The sequence below is a fragment of the Pseudomonas sp. Fl5BN2 genome (genome assembly GCF_009908205.1).
Taxonomy (GTDB): domain Bacteria; phylum Pseudomonadota; class Gammaproteobacteria; order Pseudomonadales; family Pseudomonadaceae; genus Aquipseudomonas.
In genome coordinates this window covers 246,478-265,908 of sequence record NZ_JAAARL010000005.1, presented here as the reverse complement: position 1 = coordinate 265,908, position 19,431 = coordinate 246,478, and the positions used below count along the sequence as shown (strand labels likewise).

Genomic DNA, 19,431 nt, shown 5'->3' with positions numbered 1-19,431 from the left:
GCGACTTTCCTGGTCGTGAAACGATCGAAGGCGACCTCAGGGTCGCCTTCGTGTTTTCTATATAAAAGAAGCGCTCAAGATTCAGGCCTTGGTGGTCACCACCATTTTTTTGGCGTGGGCCAGCGACTCCTTGGTCAAGTCGATACCGCCGAGCATTCGGGCAACTTCCTCGACTCTTTCGTTCTTGCCCAGCTTGGAAACCGCGGTATGTGTCGCATTGCTGCCGCGCACCTTGTGCACGAACAGGTGCTGGTGTCCCTGGGCGGCGACTTGGGGCAGGTGAGTGACGGTCAGTACTTGGCCGCGCTCTCCCAGGCGGCGCAACAGTTGGCCGACGATCTCCGCGGTAGGGCCGCCAATCCCTACATCGACTTCGTCGAATACCAGGGTTGGAACCCTAGAGGTCTGTGCGGTGATGACCTGGATCGCCAGGCTGATACGTGACAGTTCGCCACCCGAGGCAACTTTGGCCAGGGCCTTGAGGGGTTGGCCAGGGTTGGCGCTGACCAGTAATTCGACTTGCTCCAGGCCGTTGGGCAGCAACTCATCGCTGGTGTTGGCATGTAACTCGATGGTGAAACGGCCACCAGGCATGCCCAGGCGCTGAATTTCCAGCTCGACCAGGTTGGCCAGGCTAGTTGCCGCCTGTTGGCGCAGTAGGCTCAGGTCCTTGGCTTTCTCGTGGTAATGCCGGGCGAACGACTGCAGTTCCTCGCCGAGACGCTCGATGGATTCGTCGTTGGCGTCCAGGCTCTCGATCTCGTCCAGCAGGGTTTGCTGCATTGCAGCCAGTTCGAAGGGTTGGATGCGATGTTTGCGCGCCAGCGTGTAGATGGAGTCCAGGCGCTCTTCGAGTTGCTGCAGGCGTGCCGGGTCGGCGTCAAAGTGATCAAGGAAGCGGTTCAATTCGCCGACCGCTTCCTCCACCTGGATTTGCGCGCTGGCCAGTAGATTGGTGGCTTCGCCCAGCGAGCCCGATGAGTTGCCGATACTGGATAGACGGTTGAGGCTGACGGTCAGGGCGTTGAGGACATTGCCTGAATCACTTTCACTGCATTGCTCCACCACTTGGCGGCAGATGCCCAGCAAGGCCTCGGCATTGGTCAGGTTCTTGTGTTCCTGCTCCAGCTCCTCAAGTTCGTTTTCCCCCAGTCCGAGGTTTTCCAGTTCCTCCAACTGATAGCTGAGCAACTGATGCCTGGCCCTCTGCTCATCGCCGGAATTGGACAAGCGCTCGAGTTCCAGGCGGGTCTGGCGCCAGCGTTGGGCGGCTAGCTGTACCTGGCGGGCAAGATCGGTGGCGCCGGCATACTCATCCAGCAGGCGCCGATGGGTATCGGTCTTCAGCAGTGACTGGTGCTCGTGCTGGCTGTGGATATCGATCAGTAGTTCACCCAGTGCTTTGAGGTCTCCAAGCGGGCAGGGCGTACCGTTGATATAACCGCGCGAGCGACCTTCGGTAGTGATGACCCGGCGCAGGATGCAGGGGCCGTCGTTGTCCAGGTCGCGCTCGGCCAGCCAGGCACGAGCTTCCGGAATATCCGCCAGATCGAATGTGGCGAGGATGTCGGCCTTGTCGGCTCCTGGCCGTACCACGCCGCTGTCGGCGCGATCGCCCAGGGTCAGGCCGAGCGCGTCGAGCATGATCGACTTGCCGGCGCCGGTCTCACCGGTAATAACGCTCATCCCTCGATCCAGTTCCAGATCCAGGTGTTCGACGATGGCGTAATTGTGTACGGACAGGTGCACCAGCATTAAGGCCGCTCCCAAACTGAATGTCTGGTTATTTATACAGTGTTTTGTTTCGGGCTGACAATGCTTTCCCTTAGCTCGATTGGCTTGGTCATTTTGATTGTTTAGTGCGTTCGGGAATGGCCGTGGGCAGGTTTTCTTGGGTCGGAATGACTTTTGCGGCGGCTTCGGACTTGAACCGTGAAAATGCGACCCCATATAGCTGGACAGAAGAGTGAGCCTGGCTCACAGACGTTATTGAAAGGAGAATTTCATGGCTGACGAACAGACGCTGGATACGCAAAATCTAGACGCCAATCAGGCTCCCGACGCTTCGGGTGAAGACCTGGTGGCTCGTGTACAAGTGCTCGAAGAGCAACTGGCTGGTGCGCAGGATCAGGCTTTGCGTGTTGCGGCTGATCTGCAGAACGTCCGCCGTCGCGCCGAGCAGGATGTAGAAAAGGCTCACAAGTTTGCTCTCGAGAAGTTTGCCGGTGACCTGTTGCCGGTGATCGATAGCCTGGAGCGTGGTCTGGAGTTGTCCAATCCGGATGACGAGAGCATCCGTCCGATGCGTGAAGGTATCGAGCTGACCTTGAAGATGTTCCACGACACGCTCAAGCGTTATCAATTGGAAAGCATTGATCCTCACGGTGAACCCTTCAACGCTGAACAGCATCAGGCCATGGCCATGCAGGAAAGCGCGGATGTGGAGCCGAATAGTGTTCTTAAGGTGTTCCAGAAGGGCTACCAGCTCAATGGTCGCCTGCTGCGCCCGGCCATGGTCGTGGTCAGCAAGGTTCCTGCACCGGTTTCGCCTTCGATTGACGAAAAGGCTTGAAAACGGCTGTAGAGCCCCCATTTATCAGTCAAGCGTTTAAGTGCTACCGCAGTTTGCCACCACAACTGCGGCATCCAAATCCAAAGTTTCGGGAGAGTTAACATGGGCAAGATTATCGGTATTGACTTGGGGACCACCAACTCGTGCGTCTCCATTCTTGAAAACGGCAACGTAAAAGTCATCGAAAACGCCGAAGGCACTCGTACCACCCCGTCGATCATTGCGTACGCCAACGATGGCGAGATTCTGGTAGGTCAGTCGGCCAAGCGTCAGGCTGTCACCAACCCGCACAACACCCTGTACGCGGTAAAGCGTCTGATCGGTCGTCGTTTTGACGAAGAAGTTGTGCAGAAAGATATCCAGATGGTCCCTTACAAGATCGTCAAGGCTGACAACAGCGACGCCTGGGTAGAAGTGAACGGCCAGAAAATGTCGCCGCCACAAATCTCGGCTGAAATTCTGAAGAAGATGAAGAAGACCGCCGAAGACTACCTCGGCGAGCCAGTGACTGAAGCGGTGATCACCGTTCCGGCCTACTTCAACGACAGCCAGCGCCAAGCGACCAAGGACGCCGGCCGCATTGCTGGTTTGGACGTGAAACGTATCATCAACGAGCCAACCGCGGCTGCTCTGGCTTACGGCATGGACAAGGCCAAGGGCGATCACACCGTGATCGTTTATGACCTGGGCGGCGGTACTTTCGACGTTTCCGTGATCGAGATTGCTGAAGTGGACGGCGAGCACCAGTTCGAAGTGCTGGCTACCAACGGTGACACCTTCCTGGGTGGTGAAGACTTCGATATTCGTCTGATCGACTACCTCGTGGAAGAGTTCAAGAAAGAAAGCGGCATGAACCTCAAGGGTGACCCGCTGGCGATGCAGCGCCTGAAAGAAGCTGCTGAGAAAGCCAAGATCGAGCTGTCCTCCAGCTTGCAGACCGATGTGAACCTGCCGTACATCACTGCAGACGCCACTGGTCCTAAGCACTTGAACGTGAAAATTTCTCGCGCCAAGTTGGAAGCTCTGGTTGAAGATCTGGTTCAGCGCACCATCGAGCCTTGCCGCATCGCTCTGAAAGACTCCGGTATCGACGTTGGCGCGATCAACGATGTGATCCTGGTCGGCGGTCAGACCCGTATGCCACTGGTTCAGAAGTTGGTGACCGAGTTCTTCGGTAAAGAAGCACGCAAAGACGTTAACCCGGATGAGGCAGTTGCCATGGGCGCTGCTATCCAGGGCGCGGTTCTGGCAGGTGACGTGAAAGACGTTCTGCTGCTGGACGTTAGCCCGCTGACCCTCGGTATCGAAACCATGGGTGGCGTGATGACCGCGCTGATCGAGAAAAACACCACGATTCCTACCAAGAAATCGCAAGTGTTCTCGACTGCCGATGACAACCAGGGCGCTGTAACCATTCACGTGCTGCAAGGTGAGCGTAAGCAAGCCGGTCAGAACAAGTCCTTGGGCAAGTTCGACCTGGCTGAGATCCCACCAGCTCCACGTGGCGTGCCACAAATCGAAGTGACCTTTGACATCGACGCCAACGGCATTCTGCACGTAGGTGCCAAAGACAAGGCCACCGGCAAGACCCAGTCCATCGTGATCAAGGCCAACTCCGGTCTGTCCGAGGAAGAGATTCAGCAGATGATTCGTGATGCTGAAACCAACGCTGACGAAGACCGCAAGTTCGAAGAGCTGGCCACTGCCCGTAACCAGGGTGATGCGCTGGTGCACTCGACTCGCAAGATGGTGGCTGACGCCGGTGACAAAGTGACCGCCGAAGAGAAGACCGCTATCGAGGCTGCTGTAGTTGCCCTGGAAGCTGCCATCAAAGGCGACGACAAGGCTGCCATCGAAGCCAAGGTCGAAGAGCTGTCGAAAGTTTCGGCTCCGGTTGCCCAGAAGATGTACGCCGAACAGGCTCAGCCTGCAGAAGGCGCGGCGCCTCACGCCGAGTCTGCTGAAAAAGCCGACGACGTTGTCGACGCCGAGTTCGAAGAAGTAAAAGACCACAAGTAATGGCTTGTTGGTCGGCCGGTTGACTGCCTTAAGGCGGTGACTGGTAGGATGTCGCCGCGCGGGAGCTTGCTCCCGCGTTGGCGTGTCTGGCGTCAGCGAATTTATGATGGCGTACAAGCTTCGTTTGTGCGCAGGCGGTCGGGTCGGAGAAGCTCCTGCTTTTCGACTGTGATGATCGCAATTGTCGGCCTGTAACCGGGTTGGCTATCCAAGACCAGGATCGTTGAATTGACGTGAGTTGGGTCCGGGCCTGTATTGGGGCTCAGCGAGTTTGGCAGAGCTCAGGAGGGTTTGCCGGACGTCCTTAAGAGTGCAAAGACTTATGGCAAAGCGTGACTATTACGAAATATTGGGTGTGGAGCGTGGTACCAGCGAGGCGGAGCTGAAAAAGGCTTATCGTCGCCTGGCGATGAAGCACCACCCGGATCGTAATCCCGGCGACAAAGCGTCGGAAGATATGTTTAAAGAGGCCAACGAGGCCTACGAAGTGCTGTCCGATTCCAGTAAGCGTGCAGCTTATGACCAGTACGGTCATGCCGGTGTCGATCCGAGCATGGGTGGTGGCGGTGCCGGTTTTGGTGGTCAGAATTTCTCCGATATCTTCGGCGATGTATTCAGTGATTTCTTTGGTGGTGGTCGCGGTGGTTCCCGTGGCGGCGCGCAGCGCGGCAGCGATCTGCGTTACACCCTGGAGCTGAATCTGGAAGAGGCGGTACGTGGCACCACGGTGAATATCCGTGTGCCGACACTGGTCAATTGCAAGCCGTGCGATGGTTCGGGTGCCAAGAAGGGCTCGTCGCCTGTCACTTGCCCGACCTGTGGCGGTATTGGTCAGGTTCGTATGCAGCAAGGCTTCTTCTCGGTGCAGCAGACCTGTCCGCGTTGCCATGGCCAGGGCAAGATCATTTCCGATCCGTGCGAGTCGTGCAACGGCGAAGGTCGGGTCGAAGAGTACAAGACACTATCGGTAAAAGTGCCGGCGGGTGTTGATACCGGTGACCGCATTCGTCTGTCCGGTGAAGGTGAGGCAGGGGCCCAGGGCGGTCCGACTGGCGACCTGTATGTAGTGATCAACGTACGTGAACACTCGATCTTCCAGCGTGATGGCAAGCATCTGTTCTGTGAAGTGCCTATCAGCTTCGTCGATGCTGCCTTGGGTGGTGAGTTGGAGATTCCGACCCTGGATGGTCGGGTCAAGCTGAAGATTCCCGAGGGGACGCAGACTGGCAAGCAGTTCCGGGTCCGTGGCAAGGGTGTTGCGCCGGTGCGTGGCGGTGGTGCCGGCGACCTGATGTGCCGTGTAGCGGTGGAGACGCCAGTGAATCTGAGTCGTCGTCAGCGCGAGCTGCTGGAAGAGTTGCGTGGTTCGCTGGAAGGTGACAATTCGCACTCGCCGAAAACCACTGGCTGGTTCGAGGGCGTCAAGCGCTTCTTTGGCGACCTGTAAGGAGTAGTGCATGCGACGTATAGCTGTGATGGGTGCCGCAGGGCGCATGGGCAAGACCTTGGTCGAGGCCGTGCAGCTGCGTTCGCCGCTCTCCGGGTTGACGGCGGCAATCGTACGGCCCGGCAGTTCGCTGGTGGGTGCGGATGCAGGCGAGCTGGCATCCCTGGGTCGTCTTGGCGTGTCGATGTCCGATAGCCTGGAAAAGGTCGTCGATGAATTCGATGTGCTGATCGACTTTACCTTGCCGGAAGTGATGCTCAAGAACTTGACGTTCTGCCGCAAGGCGGGCAAGGCCATGGTGATTGGCACTACGGGGCTGGGCACCAAGGAAAAGCAGTTGCTGGAAGAGGCGGGCAAGGAGATTCCAATCGTCTTCGCTGCCAATTTCAGTGTTGGGGTCAACCTGTCGCTGAAGCTGCTGGATATGGCTGCACGGGTGTTGGGTGATGATGCGGATATTGAAATCATCGAGGCCCATCACCGGCACAAGATCGATGCGCCGTCGGGTACCGCTCTGCGCATGGGTGAGGTGATTGCCAGTGCTCTGGGGCGTGACCTGCAGCAGGTTGCAGTCTACGGTCGTGAAGGTCATACCGGGGCGCGCGAGCGTGAAACCATTGGTTTCGCCACTGTGCGTGGTGGCGATGTGGTGGGCGATCACACGGTGCTGTTCGCCACTGAGGGTGAGCGTCTGGAGATTACCCACAAGGCCTCCAGTCGCATGACCTTTGCCAAGGGGGCGGTACGTGCCGCCCTGTGGCTGGACGGTCGTGAGGCAGGTCTTTACGACATGCAGGATGTGCTTGACCTGCGTTGAGATGCATCTGAAGTGGGGTTGAGGTTGTACTTCGGCCCTGCTTCAAGCCGCTAAGCGATGTTCTGTCGCATTCCTCTGCCTTTAAGGCTCATTAGCGGTGGACCGAAAAAGCCTTTTTCTGTAAGCTACAGCTTTAGTGTGTCCACTAAAAGCGCGCAGATAATTCGATGAAGAAGCGGGGTGACGTGTCTATACGTCATTCCGCTTTTTTGCAACCTGCGATCGCCCTTTCAGGCTCTATTTACGGGAGGTCTTCTTGACTAAGCCAGCCATACTCGCCCTTGCTGATGGCAGCATCTTTCGCGGCGAAGCCATTGGAGCCGACGGTCAAACCGTTGGTGAGGTGGTGTTTAACACCGCAATGACCGGCTATCAGGAAATCCTTACTGATCCTTCCTACGCCCAGCAGATCGTTACCCTGACTTATCCACACATCGGCAACACCGGCACCACGCCGGAAGATGCCGAGTCCGACCGCGTCTGGTCGGCTGGCCTGGTCATTCGTGATCTGCCCCTGGTGGCCAGTAACTGGCGTAACACGATGTCCCTGTCCGATTACCTGAAAGCCAACAATGTGGTGGCGATCGCCGGTATCGATACTCGCCGCCTGACCCGCATTCTGCGAGAGAAAGGTGCTCAGAACGGCTGCATCATGGCCGGTGACAACATTTCCGAAGAAGCAGCGATTGCCGCGGCACGCGCCTTCCCGGGCTTGAAAGGCATGGACCTGGCGAAAGTCGTCAGCACCCAGAAAAGCTACGAATGGCGTTCGACGGTTTGGGACTTGAAGACCGATAGCCATGCGACGATCGAGGCTTCGGAGCTGCCGTACCACGTTGTCGCTTATGACTACGGGGTCAAACTGAACATCCTGCGAATGCTGGTAGAGCGTGGCTGCCGTGTCACTGTGGTGCCTGCCCAGACGCCGGCGAGCGATGTCCTGGCGCTCAATCCTGATGGTGTGTTCCTGTCCAACGGTCCTGGTGATCCGGAGCCTTGCGACTACGCGATCAAGGCGATCAAGGAAGTCCTGGAAACCGAGATTCCGGTATTCGGCATCTGCCTGGGTCACCAACTGCTGGCCCTCGCTTCGGGCGCCAAGACCCTGAAAATGGGGCACGGCCACCACGGTGCCAACCACCCGGTCCAGGATCTGGATACCGGCGTGGTCATGATCACCAGTCAGAACCACGGTTTTGCGGTGGATGAAGCCACGCTGCCAGGCAATGTCCGGGCGATCCACAAGTCGCTGTTCGACGGCACCTTGCAAGGTATCGAGCGTACCGACAAGAGCGCGTTCAGCTTCCAGGGCCACCCTGAAGCCAGCCCGGGCCCGAACGATGTGGCGCCGCTGTTCGACCGCTTCATCAACGAGATGGCCAAGCGACGCTAAGCGTTCGCCTTGAAAGTGTAGCGAGCAGCGCTTGAGGGCGACCCCGGAAATCCGGTGGAGTCCCCTCAGGCGCCTCAGAGAATGTTCAAGACGGCTTGCCGACTGACCTGCGGATTTGAGTGACAACCCATGCCAAAACGTACAGACATTAAAAGCATCCTGATTCTTGGCGCTGGCCCGATCGTGATCGGCCAGGCCTGTGAATTCGACTACTCCGGCGCCCAGGCCTGCAAGGCTCTGCGCGAAGAGGGTTACCGGGTCATCCTGGTGAACTCCAACCCAGCTACCATCATGACCGACCCGGCCATGGCTGACGCCACCTACATCGAGCCGATCAAGTGGCAGACTGTTGCCAAGATCATCGAGAAAGAGCGTCCGGATGCGCTGCTGCCAACCATGGGTGGCCAGACTGCACTGAACTGCGCCCTGGACCTGGAGCGTGAAGGCGTTCTAGAGAAGTTTGGCGTAGAGATGATCGGTGCCAACGCCGACACCATCGACAAGGCTGAAGACCGTTCGCGTTTCGACAAGGCCATGAAGTCCATCGGCCTGGCGTGCCCGCGCTCCGGTATCGCCCACAGCATGGAAGAGGCCAATGCGGTCCTCGACAAGCTCGGCTTCCCTTGCATCATTCGTCCATCCTTCACCATGGGCGGCACCGGTGGCGGTATCGCTTACAACCGTGAAGAATTCGAGGAAATCTGCGCCCGTGGTCTGGACCTATCGCCGACCAAGGAACTGCTGATCGACGAATCCTTGATCGGCTGGAAAGAGTACGAGATGGAGGTTGTCCGCGATAAGAAGGACAACTGCATCATCGTTTGCTCGATCGAAAACTTTGACCCGATGGGTGTGCACACCGGTGACTCAATCACCGTTGCTCCGGCACAGACCCTGACCGACAAGGAATATCAGATCCTGCGTAACGCCTCTCTGGCGGTGCTGCGTGAGATCGGTGTGGAAACCGGCGGTTCCAACGTTCAGTTCGGCATCTGCCCGACCACTGGCCGTATGGTCGTGATCGAGATGAACCCGCGGGTCTCCCGCTCCTCGGCATTGGCCTCGAAAGCCACAGGCTTCCCGATCGCCAAGGTCGCCGCCAAGCTGGCCGTCGGTTACACCCTGGACGAGCTGTCGAACGACATCACCGGCGGCAAGACTCCGGCGTCCTTCGAACCCTCCATCGACTACGTCGTCACCAAGCTGCCACGCTTTGCTTTCGAGAAGTTCCCGAAAGCCGATGCCCGTCTGACGACTCAGATGAAGTCGGTTGGTGAGGTCATGGCCATCGGCCGTACCTTCCAGGAGTCCCTGCAGAAAGCTCTGCGCGGCCTGGAAGTGGGCGTGTGTGGCCTGGATGAGAAGCTCGATCTGAGCAACCCGGAAAGCATGGGCGTGCTCAAGCGCGAACTGACTGTGCCGGGTGCCGAGCGTATCTGGTACGTGGCGGACGCCTTCCGTGCCGGCCTGACGGTCGAAGACATCTTCGGCATGAACATGATCGACCCTTGGTTCCTGGTGCAGATCGAAGACCTGATCAAGGAAGAAGAGAAGGTCAAGACCCTGGGTCTGGCCAGCATCGACCGTGACATGATGTTCCGCCTCAAGCGCAAGGGTTTCTCCGATCAGCGTCTGGCCAAGCTGCTGGGCGTCACCGAGAAAAACCTGCGTCGTCACCGTCACAAGCTGGAAGTGTTTCCGGTCTACAAGCGCGTTGATACCTGCGCTGCCGAGTTTGCTACCGATACCGCCTACCTGTACTCGACTTATGAAGAAGAGTGCGAGGCTGCACCGTCCGGTCGCGACAAGATCATGATCCTGGGCGGCGGTCCTAACCGTATCGGCCAGGGCATCGAGTTCGACTACTGCTGCGTACACGCGGCATTGGCGCTGCGTGACGACGGTTACGAGACCATCATGGTCAACTGCAACCCGGAAACCGTTTCCACCGACTACGACACTTCGGATCGTCTGTACTTCGAGCCAGTGACTCTGGAAGACGTGCTGGAAATCGTGCGTGTCGAGAAGCCCAAGGGCGTGATCGTCCAGTACGGCGGGCAAACCCCGTTGAAGCTGGCTCGTGCCCTGGAAGAGGCTGGCGTGCCGATCATCGGTACCAGCCCGGACGCGATCGACCGTGCCGAAGATCGTGAGCGCTTCCAGCAGATGGTTGAACGCCTGAATCTGCGTCAGCCGCCTAACGCCACCGTGCGTAGTGAGGATGAGGCCATTCGCGCTGCCAGCAAGATCGGTTATCCGCTGGTGGTGCGCCCGTCCTATGTGCTTGGCGGCCGGGCGATGGAAATCGTCTACGAAGAAGAAGAGCTCAAGCGCTATCTGCGTGATGCAGTGAAAGTGTCCAACGACAGCCCCGTGCTGCTGGACCACTTCCTCAACTGCGCGATTGAAATGGACGTGGATGCGGTCTGCGACGGCACCGACGTGGTGATTGGCGCGATCATGCAGCACATCGAACAGGCCGGTGTTCACTCCGGTGACTCTGCGTGCTCGCTGCCGCCGTACTCGCTGCCGGCGCACATCCAGGACGAAATGCGTGACCAGGTCAAGAAAATGGCCCTGGAACTGGGTGTTGTTGGCCTGATGAACGTTCAGTTGGCGCTTCAAGGCGAAGACATCTACGTGATTGAAGTCAATCCGCGTGCTTCGCGTACCGTGCCGTTCGTGTCCAAGTGCATCGGTGTCTCCCTGGCGATGATCGCGGCTCGTGTCATGGCCGGCAAGACTTTGAAAGAGCTGGGCTTCACCAAGGAAATCATTCCGAACTTCTACAGCGTCAAGGAAGCGGTATTCCCGTTTGCCAAGTTCCCGGGTGTTGACCCGATCCTTGGCCCAGAGATGAAGTCCACCGGTGAGGTCATGGGGGTTGGCGACACCTTCGGTGAAGCCTTCGCCAAGGCCCAGATGGGCGCTAGCGAAGTGCTGCCGACTGGCGGTACCGCATTCATCAGTGTGCGTGATGATGACAAGCCTCTGGTTGCAGGCGTGGCTCGTGATCTGATCAACTTGGGTTTCGAAGTGGTCGCTACTGCGGGCACCGCCAAGCTGATCGAGGCGGCAGGCCTGAAAGTACGTCGTGTGAACAAAGTGACCGAAGGTCGTCCGCACGTGGTCGACATGATCAAGAACGACGAAGTCACCTTGATCATCAACACTACTGAGGGTCGTCAGTCGATTGCTGACTCTTATTCCATTCGTCGTAACGCTTTGCAGCACAAAATCTACTGCACCACTACCATTGCTGCTGGCGAAGCTATCTGCGAAGCGCTGAAGTTCGGTCCTGAAAAAACCGTGCGTCGCTTGCAGGATCTACATGCAGGATTGAAGGCATGAATAAATACCCGATGACTGTCCAGGGCGCTCGCGCCCTGGAAGAAGAACATGCTCACCTGACCAAGGTCGTGCGTCCGAAGCTCAGCCAGGACATTGGCACGGCCCGCGAACTGGGTGATCTGAAGGAAAACGCCGAATACCATGCTGCCCGTGAGCAGCAAGGGATGGTTGAGGCGCGGGTTCGTGATATCGAAGGACGATTGCAGAATTCGGTAGTCATCGATGTCACGACCATTCCTCATACCGGTAAAGTGATCTTTGGTACCACGGTTGAGATCGCCAACGTCGAAACTGACGAAAGCGTGACTTACCAGATCGTTGGTGAGGACGAGGCTGATATCAAGCTCGGTAAAATCTCTGTCGGTTCGCCTATCGCTCGTGCCTTGATTGCCAAGGAAGAGGGTGATGTGGTGGCGGTCAAAACGCCTGGTGGCGTTATCGAGTACGAGATTGTCGAAGTCCGTCACATATGAAAGAAGGCGCCCGCTCAATGCGGGCGCCATGCTTTGGCAGCTGACCCAGATGTTTTGGGTCGGCGGCTTATGGTTATTGCATCTTGGCTTGCTACCCGCTCTGGGGCAGATCGGCCTCGCGCCTTTGCTGATCGAAGAAATTTCGCTATGGCTTAGTGCGCTGTTGGTGGGTTTATCGGCGGCGTGTGTTGTCCTGCAGGCGCTGGTATTGATCCAGTCCGAGGGGCTGAGAAGTTTGTGGCGGGATGTTCGGGGGCAACTGCTGTTGATGGCAATGTATGCGTGTGGAATGTATTTCACTGTACGCATGCTGTTGCCGGAAGCTCAGCGCTGGCAGTTGTTCAGCTATCTGATACTGGGCTTTTCGGGCCTGGTACTGGTGTTGCAGCCGGCACCTGGATGGGATCGCAGGGTGCGCCAGGCACACCCTTGACCCGAGTCGACGTCAGTGGAAACGATGGACGTTCGACAATTGCTTGTTTACCTTGGCGTTCTTGCGGTAGATCAACGCCATCTTGCCGATGACCTGCACCAGATCCGCTTTACCGGCCTTGCACAGTTCGGCAATGGCTTCCAGGCGCGATTCGCGCTCGAGGATGTTGAGCTTGATTTTGATCAGCTCGTGATCGCTCAAGGCGCGTTCAAGTTCGGCTAGCACACCTTCGGTCAAACCATTGTCAGCCACAGTCAATACTGGTTTCAGATGGTGGCCAATGGATTTGTACTGTTTCTTCTGCTCTTGAGTGAGCGGCATAATCTGACCCCTGCGTCTGATCTTGTAAAAAGCGGCGGCCAGTTTACCCGAGCGAGTCCGGGACCGCCCAGTTAATCACGACCCGTTTTATTTTTGAGGTGGCCCGTGGCCCGTTCCAAGACAAGCCTTAACTGGCTGAAAGAGCACTTCAACGACCCATTCGTCAAAATGGCGCAAAAAGATGGGTACCGTTCCCGTGCCAGCTACAAACTGCTGGAGATCCAGGAGAAGGACCGCCTTATCCGTCCTGGAATGAGTGTTGTCGACCTGGGTGCTGCACCGGGTGGCTGGTCGCAGGTGACCAGTCGTCTGATTGGTGGTCAGGGTCGGCTGATTGCCTCCGATATTCTGGAAATGGACAGCATCCCCGATGTGACCTTTATTCAAGGGGACTTCACCGAGGATGCGGTGTTGGCGAAAATTCTCGAAGCTGTCGGAAATTCTGAGGTCGACCTTGTGATTTCCGATATGGCCCCCAATATGAGTGGGTTACCAGCGGTGGATATGCCGCGGGCGATGTTTCTGTGCGAGTTGGCGCTGGATCTTGCCGGCCGAGTACTGCGTCCAGGTGGTGATTTCTTGATCAAGATTTTCCAAGGGGAAGGTTTTGATGAATACCACAAGAGCGTTCGGCAGATGTTCGACAAGGTGCAGATGCGCAAACCGACATCTTCCCGTGACCGTTCTCGGGAGCAATACCTGCTGGGGCGCGGCTTCCGTGGTCGTAGTGAGTAAGTAAGAATTTTGACTGGTGCGATAGGATTTTCGTATTTCGCCCCGTCGGATTAAGCGCATATTGTGTAGTCTAAGTTTCACATAGGGTTACAGACAGCGCCTGCCAGAGCTGTAGGTAATGTAGTAAGTTAGGCCGGTGAATATCATGCGAAGCGCGCGCCAGTAGCGGAGCTTGCTTCAGAGGGTAGTTAATTGAACGACATGGCAAAGAATCTGATCCTTTGGTTGATCATCGCGGCCGTCCTCGTGACGGTGATGAACAACTTCTCCAGCCCTAACGAGCCGCAGACCCTCAACTATTCCGACTTCATCCAGCAAGTTAAGGATGGCAAGGTCGAGCGCGTAGCCGTCGACGGTTATGTGATTACCGGCAAGCGTAACGATGGCGACAGCTTCAAGACTATCCGTCCGGCGATTCAGGACAATGGCCTGATTGGCGACCTCGTGGATAACCACGTTGTGGTCGAAGGCAAGCAGCCTGAGCAGCAAAGCATCTGGACTCAACTGTTGGTTGCCAGCTTCCCGATTCTGGTGATTATTGCGGTCTTCATGTTCTTCATGCGGCAGATGCAAGGCGGCGCTGGTGGTAAAGGCGGGCCAATGAGCTTTGGCAAGAGCAAGGCGCGGCTGTTGTCCGAAGATCAGGTGAAAACCACCTTGGCTGACGTTGCCGGTTGCGATGAGGCCAAGGAAGAAGTTGGTGAGCTGGTTGAGTTCCTCCGTGATCCGGGCAAGTTTCAACGCCTGGGCGGTCGTATTCCTCGCGGTGTACTGATGGTGGGGCCACCAGGTACCGGTAAAACCCTGCTGGCCAAGGCCATTGCTGGCGAAGCCAAGGTGCCGTTCTTCACTATTTCCGGTTCCGACTTTGTCGAGATGTTTGTCGGTGTCGGCGCCAGCCGTGTTCGCGATATGTTCGAACAGGCCAAGAAGCATGCGCCTTGCATCATCTTTATCGACGAGATCGATGCGGTCGGTCGTCACCGTGGTGCCGGTATGGGCGGCGGTCATGATGAGCGCGAGCAGACGCTCAACCAATTGCTGGTAGAGATGGACGGCTTCGAGATGAACGATGGCATCATCGTTATCGCCGCCACCAACCGTCCAGACGTGTTGGACCCGGCTTTGCTGCGTCCTGGTCGCTTCGACCGTCAGGTTGTGGTGGGGCTGCCAGACATCCGCGGCCGTGAGCAGATTCTCAAAGTGCACATGCGTAAAGTACCAATGGGCGACGACGTTGCACCTGCGGTGATTGCACGTGGTACCCCAGGTTTCTCCGGTGCGGACCTGGCGAACCTGGTGAACGAAGCCTCGCTGTTTGCGGCTCGTACCGGCAAGCGCATTGTTGAGATGAAGGAATTTGAACTGGCCAAAGACAAGATCATGATGGGCGCCGAGCGCAAGTCCATGGTCATGTCCGAGAAAGAAAAGCAGAACACGGCTTATCACGAAGCGGGTCACGCGATTGTTGGTCGTGTCGTGCCTGAGCATGATCCGGTCTACAAAGTGTCGATCATTCCTCGGGGGCGGGCATTGGGTGTCACTATGTTCCTGCCGGAAGAGGATCGTTACAGCCTGTCCAAGCGCGCGTTGATCAGCCAGATCTGTTCGCTCTATGGTGGTCGTATCGCGGAAGAGATGACCCTGGGTTTTGACGGTGTCACCACCGGTGCATCCAACGACATCATGCGTGCCAGCCAGATTGCCCGGAACATGGTGACCAAGTGGGGCCTTTCCGAGAAGCTTGGTCCGCTGATGTACGCCGAAGAAGAGGGTGAGGTATTCCTGGGTCGCAGTGCCGGCAGTCAGCACACGAGCGTGTCCGCTGAGACGGCGAAGCTGATCGACTCCGAGGTGCGCAGCATCATCGATCAGTGCTACAGCACTGCCAAGCAGATCCTGACTGATAACCGCGACAAGCTGGACGCTATGGCGGACGCCTTGATGAAGTACGAAACCATCGATGCCGATCAGATTGACGACATCATGGCCGGGCGTCCTCCGCGTGAACCTCGTGATTGGGAGGGCGGCTCGGGTACTACTCCTCCAGTAGTGCAAAACGAGCGTCCGGAAACACCTATTGGCGGCCCTGCTGCCGACCACTAAGGTTTTAAATGACTTCTGTTCCTTCCTCCACCCGGTTGCCTTGCGGCAACCGGGTTCTTGATCTGGCCCATGTGCATGTCATGGGTATCTTGAATGTAACTCCCGATTCCTTCTCCGATGGTGGTCGCTTCAGTCAGCTCGATCTGGCCCTGCGGCATGCCGAAGCCATGGTTGTGGCGGGTGCTACGCTGATCGATATTGGTGGTGAGTCAACGCGGCCGGGGGCTCGTGCGGTATCGCCCCTTGAAGAGTTGGAACGCGTGGCGCCGGTTGTCGAGCGGATTCATCGCGAGCTGGATGTGATTATTTCCGTTGATACTTCTACGCCGGCGGTGATGCGTGAAACAGCTCGCCTTGGTGCCGGATTGATCAATGATGTGCGCTCGCTACGCCGTGATGGTGCCCTGGATGCTGCGGCCGCTACCGGTTTGCCGGTCTGTCTGATGCATATGCTCGGTGAGCCGGGAGATATGCAAGACAGCCCGCATTACGAGGATGTTACCCGGGAGGTGGGGGCGTTTCTGAGTGAGCGTATGGCTGCGTGTGCGGCGGTAGGTATCGGTGCTGAGCGGATTGTTCTCGATCCCGGTTTTGGCTTTGCCAAGACTTTGCAGCACAACTTGAGCCTGTTCAAGCATATGCAGGCGCTGCATGCCCTCGGGCGCCCTCTACTGGTTGGGGTGTCGCGCAAAAGTATGATTGGCCAAGCCTTGAATCGCCCAGTAGCTGAGCGATTGCACGGTAGTTTGGCGCTCGCGGCCTTGGCTGTGAGCAAGGGTGCGAAGATTATCCGTGTCCATGATGTCGCCGAGACAGTGGATGTGGTGCGAATGATCGCGGCTGTGGAATCCGCCGAATAAGAATGATGGAGTACTTATGACTAAGAAATATTTTGGCACCGACGGTATTCGTGGTCGTGTGGGCGAATTCCCGATTACTCCTGACTTCATGCTCAAGCTCGGCTGGGCGGCTGGTATGGCCTTCCGCAGCATGGGCGCCTGTCGTGTGCTGGTGGGCAAGGACACGCGTATTTCTGGATACATGTTCGAGTCTGCGTTAGAGGCCGGGTTGTCCGCCGCTGGCGCTGACGTGCTGCTGCTGGGGCCGATGCCGACACCGGCGATCGCCTACCTGACGCGCACCTTTCACGCTGAGGCTGGCATTGTCATCAGTGCCTCGCACAATCCCCATCATGACAATGGCATCAAGTTCTTTTCTGGCGAGGGCACCAAGCTGCCTGACGAAGTTGAGCTGATGATCGAAGAGTTGCTGGATGCGCCGATGACCGTGGTGGAGTCGAGCAAGCTCGGCAAGGTATCGCGGATCAACGACGCCTCGGGGCGTTATATCGAGTTTTGCAAGAGCAGCGTGCCTTCAAGCACCAGTTTTGCGGGATTGAAGGTCGTTCTCGACTGTGCTCATGGCGCAACCTACAAGGTGGCGCCGAGCGTGTTCCGTGAGTTGGGCGCACAAGTCACTGTGCTGTCTGCGCAGCCTGACGGCTTGAATATCAACGAAAACTGCGGCTCGACCCACATGGGGCAGTTGCAGGCTGCTGTTCTGGCTGAGCATGCAGACCTGGGGATCGCCTTCGATGGGGATGGTGACCGGGTGCTGATGGTTGATCAGACAGGTGCGATTGTTGATGGCGACGAGTTGTTGTTCATCATCGCCCGTGACCTGCACGAGCGTGACAAGCTGCAAGGCGGCGTGGTCGGCACTCTCATGAGTAATCTCGGCTTGGAGTTGGCACTGGCGGACCTTGGCATTCCCTTTGTCCGGGCCAATGTCGGCGACCGTTATGTGATCGCTGAGTTGCTGGAGCGTAACTGGCTGGTGGGCGGTGAAAACTCCGGACACATCGTATGCTTCCGTCATGCCACCACCGGGGATGCGATCATTGCCGCTCTGCAGGTGCTGATGGCGCTGAAGGCTCGCGGTGAAAGTCTGGCTCAGTCACGTCAGGGGCTGCGCAAGTGTCCTCAGGTGCTGGTCAACGTACGTTTTGCCGGGGGGGATAACCCGGTTGAGCATCCTGCAGTGAAAAAGGCGTGTGAGCGAGTCACTACCGCCATGGCGGGGCGTGGTCGGGTTCTGTTGCGTAAGTCTGGTACCGAGCCGTTGGTGCGTGTCATGGTCGAAGGTGACGATGAAGCACTGGTTCGTGCTTATGCCGATGAGCTGGCAAAACTGGTTGCTGAAGTTTCTGCCTGAATTCGGCTTGCCAGTGTTGTTTTGGTTGGGTAACATCTGCGCCCACTTTGACCGACGAGGTACAGCATGCGTCGCCCTATGGTAGCTGGTAACTGGAAGATGCACGGTACCCGCGCCAGCGTCGCTGAGCTGATCAATGGCCTTCGTCATCTGGCCTTGCCAAGCGGTGTTGATGTCGCGGTTTTCCCGCCTTGCTTGCATATCAATCAAGTGATTGATGGCTTGAAAGGCAAGTCGATTCAGGTCGGCGCGCAGAACTCTGCGGTGGAATCCATGCAAGGTGCGTTGACGGGCGAGATTGCCCCGAGTCAGTTGGTGGATGCAGGTTGTTCCCTGGTGCTGGTTGGGCACTCCGAACGCCGCCTGATCATGGGCGAGCGTGACGCGACTCTCAACCGCAAGTTCGCAGCGGCACAGGCCTGTGGTTTGAAACCGGTGCTGTGTGTAGGGGAAACCCTCGAGCAGCGCGAAGCCGGGAAGACTCTTGAGGTTGTCGGGCGTCAGCTGGGCAGCATCATTGAAGAGTTGGGTGTTGGTGCTTTCGCCAATGCTGTTATCGCATACGAGCCGGTCTGGGCCATTGGCACCGGGCTGACTGCAACACCGCAACAAGCGCAGGATGTGCACGCCGCCATTCGCGCGCAGTTGGCGGCAGAGAATTCTGAAGTGGCACGAGGAGTGCGGCTTCTATACGGCGGCAGCGTGAAGGCGGCCAATGCGGTCGAACTGTTCGGCATGCCGGATATCGATGGGGGGCTCATTGGTGGAGCTTCCCTGAATGCAGATGAGTTCGGTGCGATTTGTCGCGCCGCGGGAAACTGAAAAAATGCTGGAAACAGTCGTAGTCGTTTTTCATCTGCTGGGTGCCCTGGGCGTAGTTGCTCTGGTTTTGCTGCAGCAGGGTAAAGGTGCGGATGCTGGCGCGTCTTTCGGTGCAGGTGCTTCAAATACTGTGTTCGGAAGCCAAGGTTCCTCTACCTTTCTTAGTAAGTTTACTGCTATACTTGCCGCCGGTTTCTTCATAACCAGCTTGGGGTTAGGTTACTTTGCTAAAGAGAAAGCTCATCAGCTGACTCAAGTAGGTTTGCCAGATCCAGCAGTGCTTGAAGTACCAAAGCAAAAACCGGCTTCTGATGATGTCCCGGTGCTCCAAGAGCAAAAGTCGGCCAATAGTGCGACTGACGTACCTCCGGCTCAAGAGCAGAAGTAAGAAGAGTTTCATGCAGTAACGTAGTCTATGCCGAGGTGGTGGAATTGGTAGACACGCAACCTTGAGGTGGTTGTGCCCATAGGGTGTAGGGGTTCGAGTCCCCTTCTCGGTACCAATTATCAGGAGAGCCCGCTGTTGCGGGCTTTCTTGTAGGTGGAAGGTTACATTGACCCAAAAAGGGATCAGTCGTATACTTCCGCCCCAGCTTTGTCGCGGGGTGGAGCAGTCTGGTAGCTCGTCGGGCTCATAACCCGAAGGTCGTCGGTTCAAATCCGGCCCCCGCAACCAGTTTTAGCGGAGCCCCTTTTCAGGGGCTTTTTGTTAGCTGGACACTTTATAA

At 57.2% G+C, this 19,431-nt stretch carries 16 protein-coding genes and 2 tRNA genes; 16 read left to right on the top strand and 2 right to left on the bottom strand.

Features of this window, described 5'->3' with window-relative positions:
- Positions 1-81: 81 nt before the first annotated feature.
- A complete protein-coding gene (recN, locus tag GV819_RS09300) occupies positions 82-1,755 on the bottom strand; it encodes a DNA repair protein RecN (RefSeq protein ID WP_161755761.1) in 1,674 nt (557 codons plus the stop codon).
- A gap of 250 nt (positions 1,756-2,005) precedes the next feature.
- Here recN and grpE point away from each other — a divergent pair, with 250 nt between their 5' ends.
- From grpE to GV819_RS09260, 8 genes are all read left to right on the top strand, one after another.
- The gene (grpE, locus tag GV819_RS09295; RefSeq protein ID WP_161755759.1) at positions 2,006-2,572 is read left to right on the top strand and encodes a nucleotide exchange factor GrpE; all 567 of its coding nucleotides are present in this window, start codon (positions 2,006-2,008) and stop codon (positions 2,570-2,572) included.
- Positions 2,573-2,674: 102 nt separating this feature from the next.
- The gene (gene dnaK / locus GV819_RS09290) at positions 2,675-4,591 is read left to right on the top strand and encodes a molecular chaperone DnaK (RefSeq protein WP_161755757.1); all 1,917 of its coding nucleotides are present in this window, start codon (positions 2,675-2,677) and stop codon (positions 4,589-4,591) included.
- A gap of 322 nt (positions 4,592-4,913) precedes the next feature.
- On the top strand, positions 4,914-6,038 hold the full coding sequence (gene dnaJ, locus GV819_RS09285; RefSeq protein WP_161755755.1) for a molecular chaperone DnaJ: 1,125 nt from the start codon (positions 4,914-4,916) through the stop codon (positions 6,036-6,038).
- Positions 6,039-6,048: 10 nt separating this feature from the next.
- Positions 6,049-6,855 carry a 4-hydroxy-tetrahydrodipicolinate reductase gene (gene dapB / locus GV819_RS09280; protein ID WP_161755753.1) on the top strand — a complete coding sequence of 269 codons (807 nt, stop codon included), beginning with the start codon at positions 6,049-6,051 and terminating at the stop codon, positions 6,853-6,855.
- A gap of 256 nt (positions 6,856-7,111) precedes the next feature.
- A complete protein-coding gene (carA, locus tag GV819_RS09275) occupies positions 7,112-8,248 on the top strand; it encodes a glutamine-hydrolyzing carbamoyl-phosphate synthase small subunit (protein WP_161755751.1) in 1,137 nt (378 codons plus the stop codon).
- Between the two features lie 129 nt (positions 8,249-8,377).
- Positions 8,378-11,599: a carbamoyl-phosphate synthase large subunit gene (carB, locus tag GV819_RS09270; protein WP_161755749.1), complete on the top strand. Its 3,222-nt coding sequence runs from the start codon at positions 8,378-8,380 to the stop codon at positions 11,597-11,599.
- Positions 11,596-12,072, top strand: coding sequence for a transcription elongation factor GreA (gene greA, locus GV819_RS09265; RefSeq protein WP_161755747.1), 477 nt, complete (start codon positions 11,596-11,598; stop codon positions 12,070-12,072). The genes carB and greA overlap by 4 nt, the downstream gene beginning before the upstream one ends.
- A 28-nt stretch (positions 12,073-12,100) precedes the next feature.
- Positions 12,101-12,505, top strand: coding sequence for an MFS transporter (locus tag GV819_RS09260; RefSeq protein WP_161755745.1), 405 nt, complete (start codon positions 12,101-12,103; stop codon positions 12,503-12,505).
- 12 nt (positions 12,506-12,517) lie between these two features.
- Here the strand turns inward: GV819_RS09260 and GV819_RS09255 are convergent, their stop codons facing one another.
- Positions 12,518-12,826, bottom strand: a complete 309-nt coding sequence (locus tag GV819_RS09255; protein ID WP_007920867.1) for a YhbY family RNA-binding protein — start codon at positions 12,824-12,826, stop codon at positions 12,518-12,520.
- A gap of 105 nt (positions 12,827-12,931) precedes the next feature.
- Between GV819_RS09255 and rlmE the strand changes: the two genes are divergently transcribed.
- The 8 genes from rlmE to GV819_RS09215 all read left to right on the top strand — a co-directional run bounded on the left by rlmE (position 12,932) and on the right by GV819_RS09215 (position 19,379).
- Positions 12,932-13,561, top strand: a complete 630-nt coding sequence (gene rlmE / locus GV819_RS09250; protein ID WP_161755743.1) for a 23S rRNA (uridine(2552)-2'-O)-methyltransferase RlmE — start codon at positions 12,932-12,934, stop codon at positions 13,559-13,561.
- A 201-nt stretch (positions 13,562-13,762) separates the two neighbouring features.
- Positions 13,763-15,667 (top strand): ATP-dependent zinc metalloprotease FtsH, encoded by a 1,905-nt coding sequence (gene ftsH, locus GV819_RS09245; RefSeq protein WP_161755741.1) that lies wholly within the window; start codon positions 13,763-13,765, stop codon positions 15,665-15,667.
- An 8-nt stretch (positions 15,668-15,675) separates the two neighbouring features.
- On the top strand, positions 15,676-16,527 hold the full coding sequence (gene folP, locus GV819_RS09240; RefSeq protein WP_161755739.1) for a dihydropteroate synthase: 852 nt from the start codon (positions 15,676-15,678) through the stop codon (positions 16,525-16,527).
- A 16-nt stretch (positions 16,528-16,543) separates the two neighbouring features.
- Complete coding sequence (gene glmM / locus GV819_RS09235) at positions 16,544-17,881, top strand: phosphoglucosamine mutase (protein ID WP_161755737.1); 1,338 nt, start codon at positions 16,544-16,546, stop codon at positions 17,879-17,881.
- Positions 17,882-17,947: 66 nt separating this feature from the next.
- Positions 17,948-18,703, top strand: a complete 756-nt coding sequence (gene tpiA / locus GV819_RS09230) for a triose-phosphate isomerase (protein ID WP_015634119.1) — start codon at positions 17,948-17,950, stop codon at positions 18,701-18,703.
- 4 nt (positions 18,704-18,707) lie between these two features.
- A complete protein-coding gene (gene secG, locus GV819_RS09225) occupies positions 18,708-19,091 on the top strand; it encodes a preprotein translocase subunit SecG (RefSeq protein WP_161755876.1) in 384 nt (127 codons plus the stop codon).
- A 29-nt stretch (positions 19,092-19,120) separates the two neighbouring features.
- A tRNA-Leu gene (locus tag GV819_RS09220) sits at positions 19,121-19,206 on the top strand.
- Between the two features lie 96 nt (positions 19,207-19,302).
- Positions 19,303-19,379, top strand: a tRNA-Met gene (locus tag GV819_RS09215).
- Positions 19,380-19,431 lie beyond the last annotated feature (52 nt).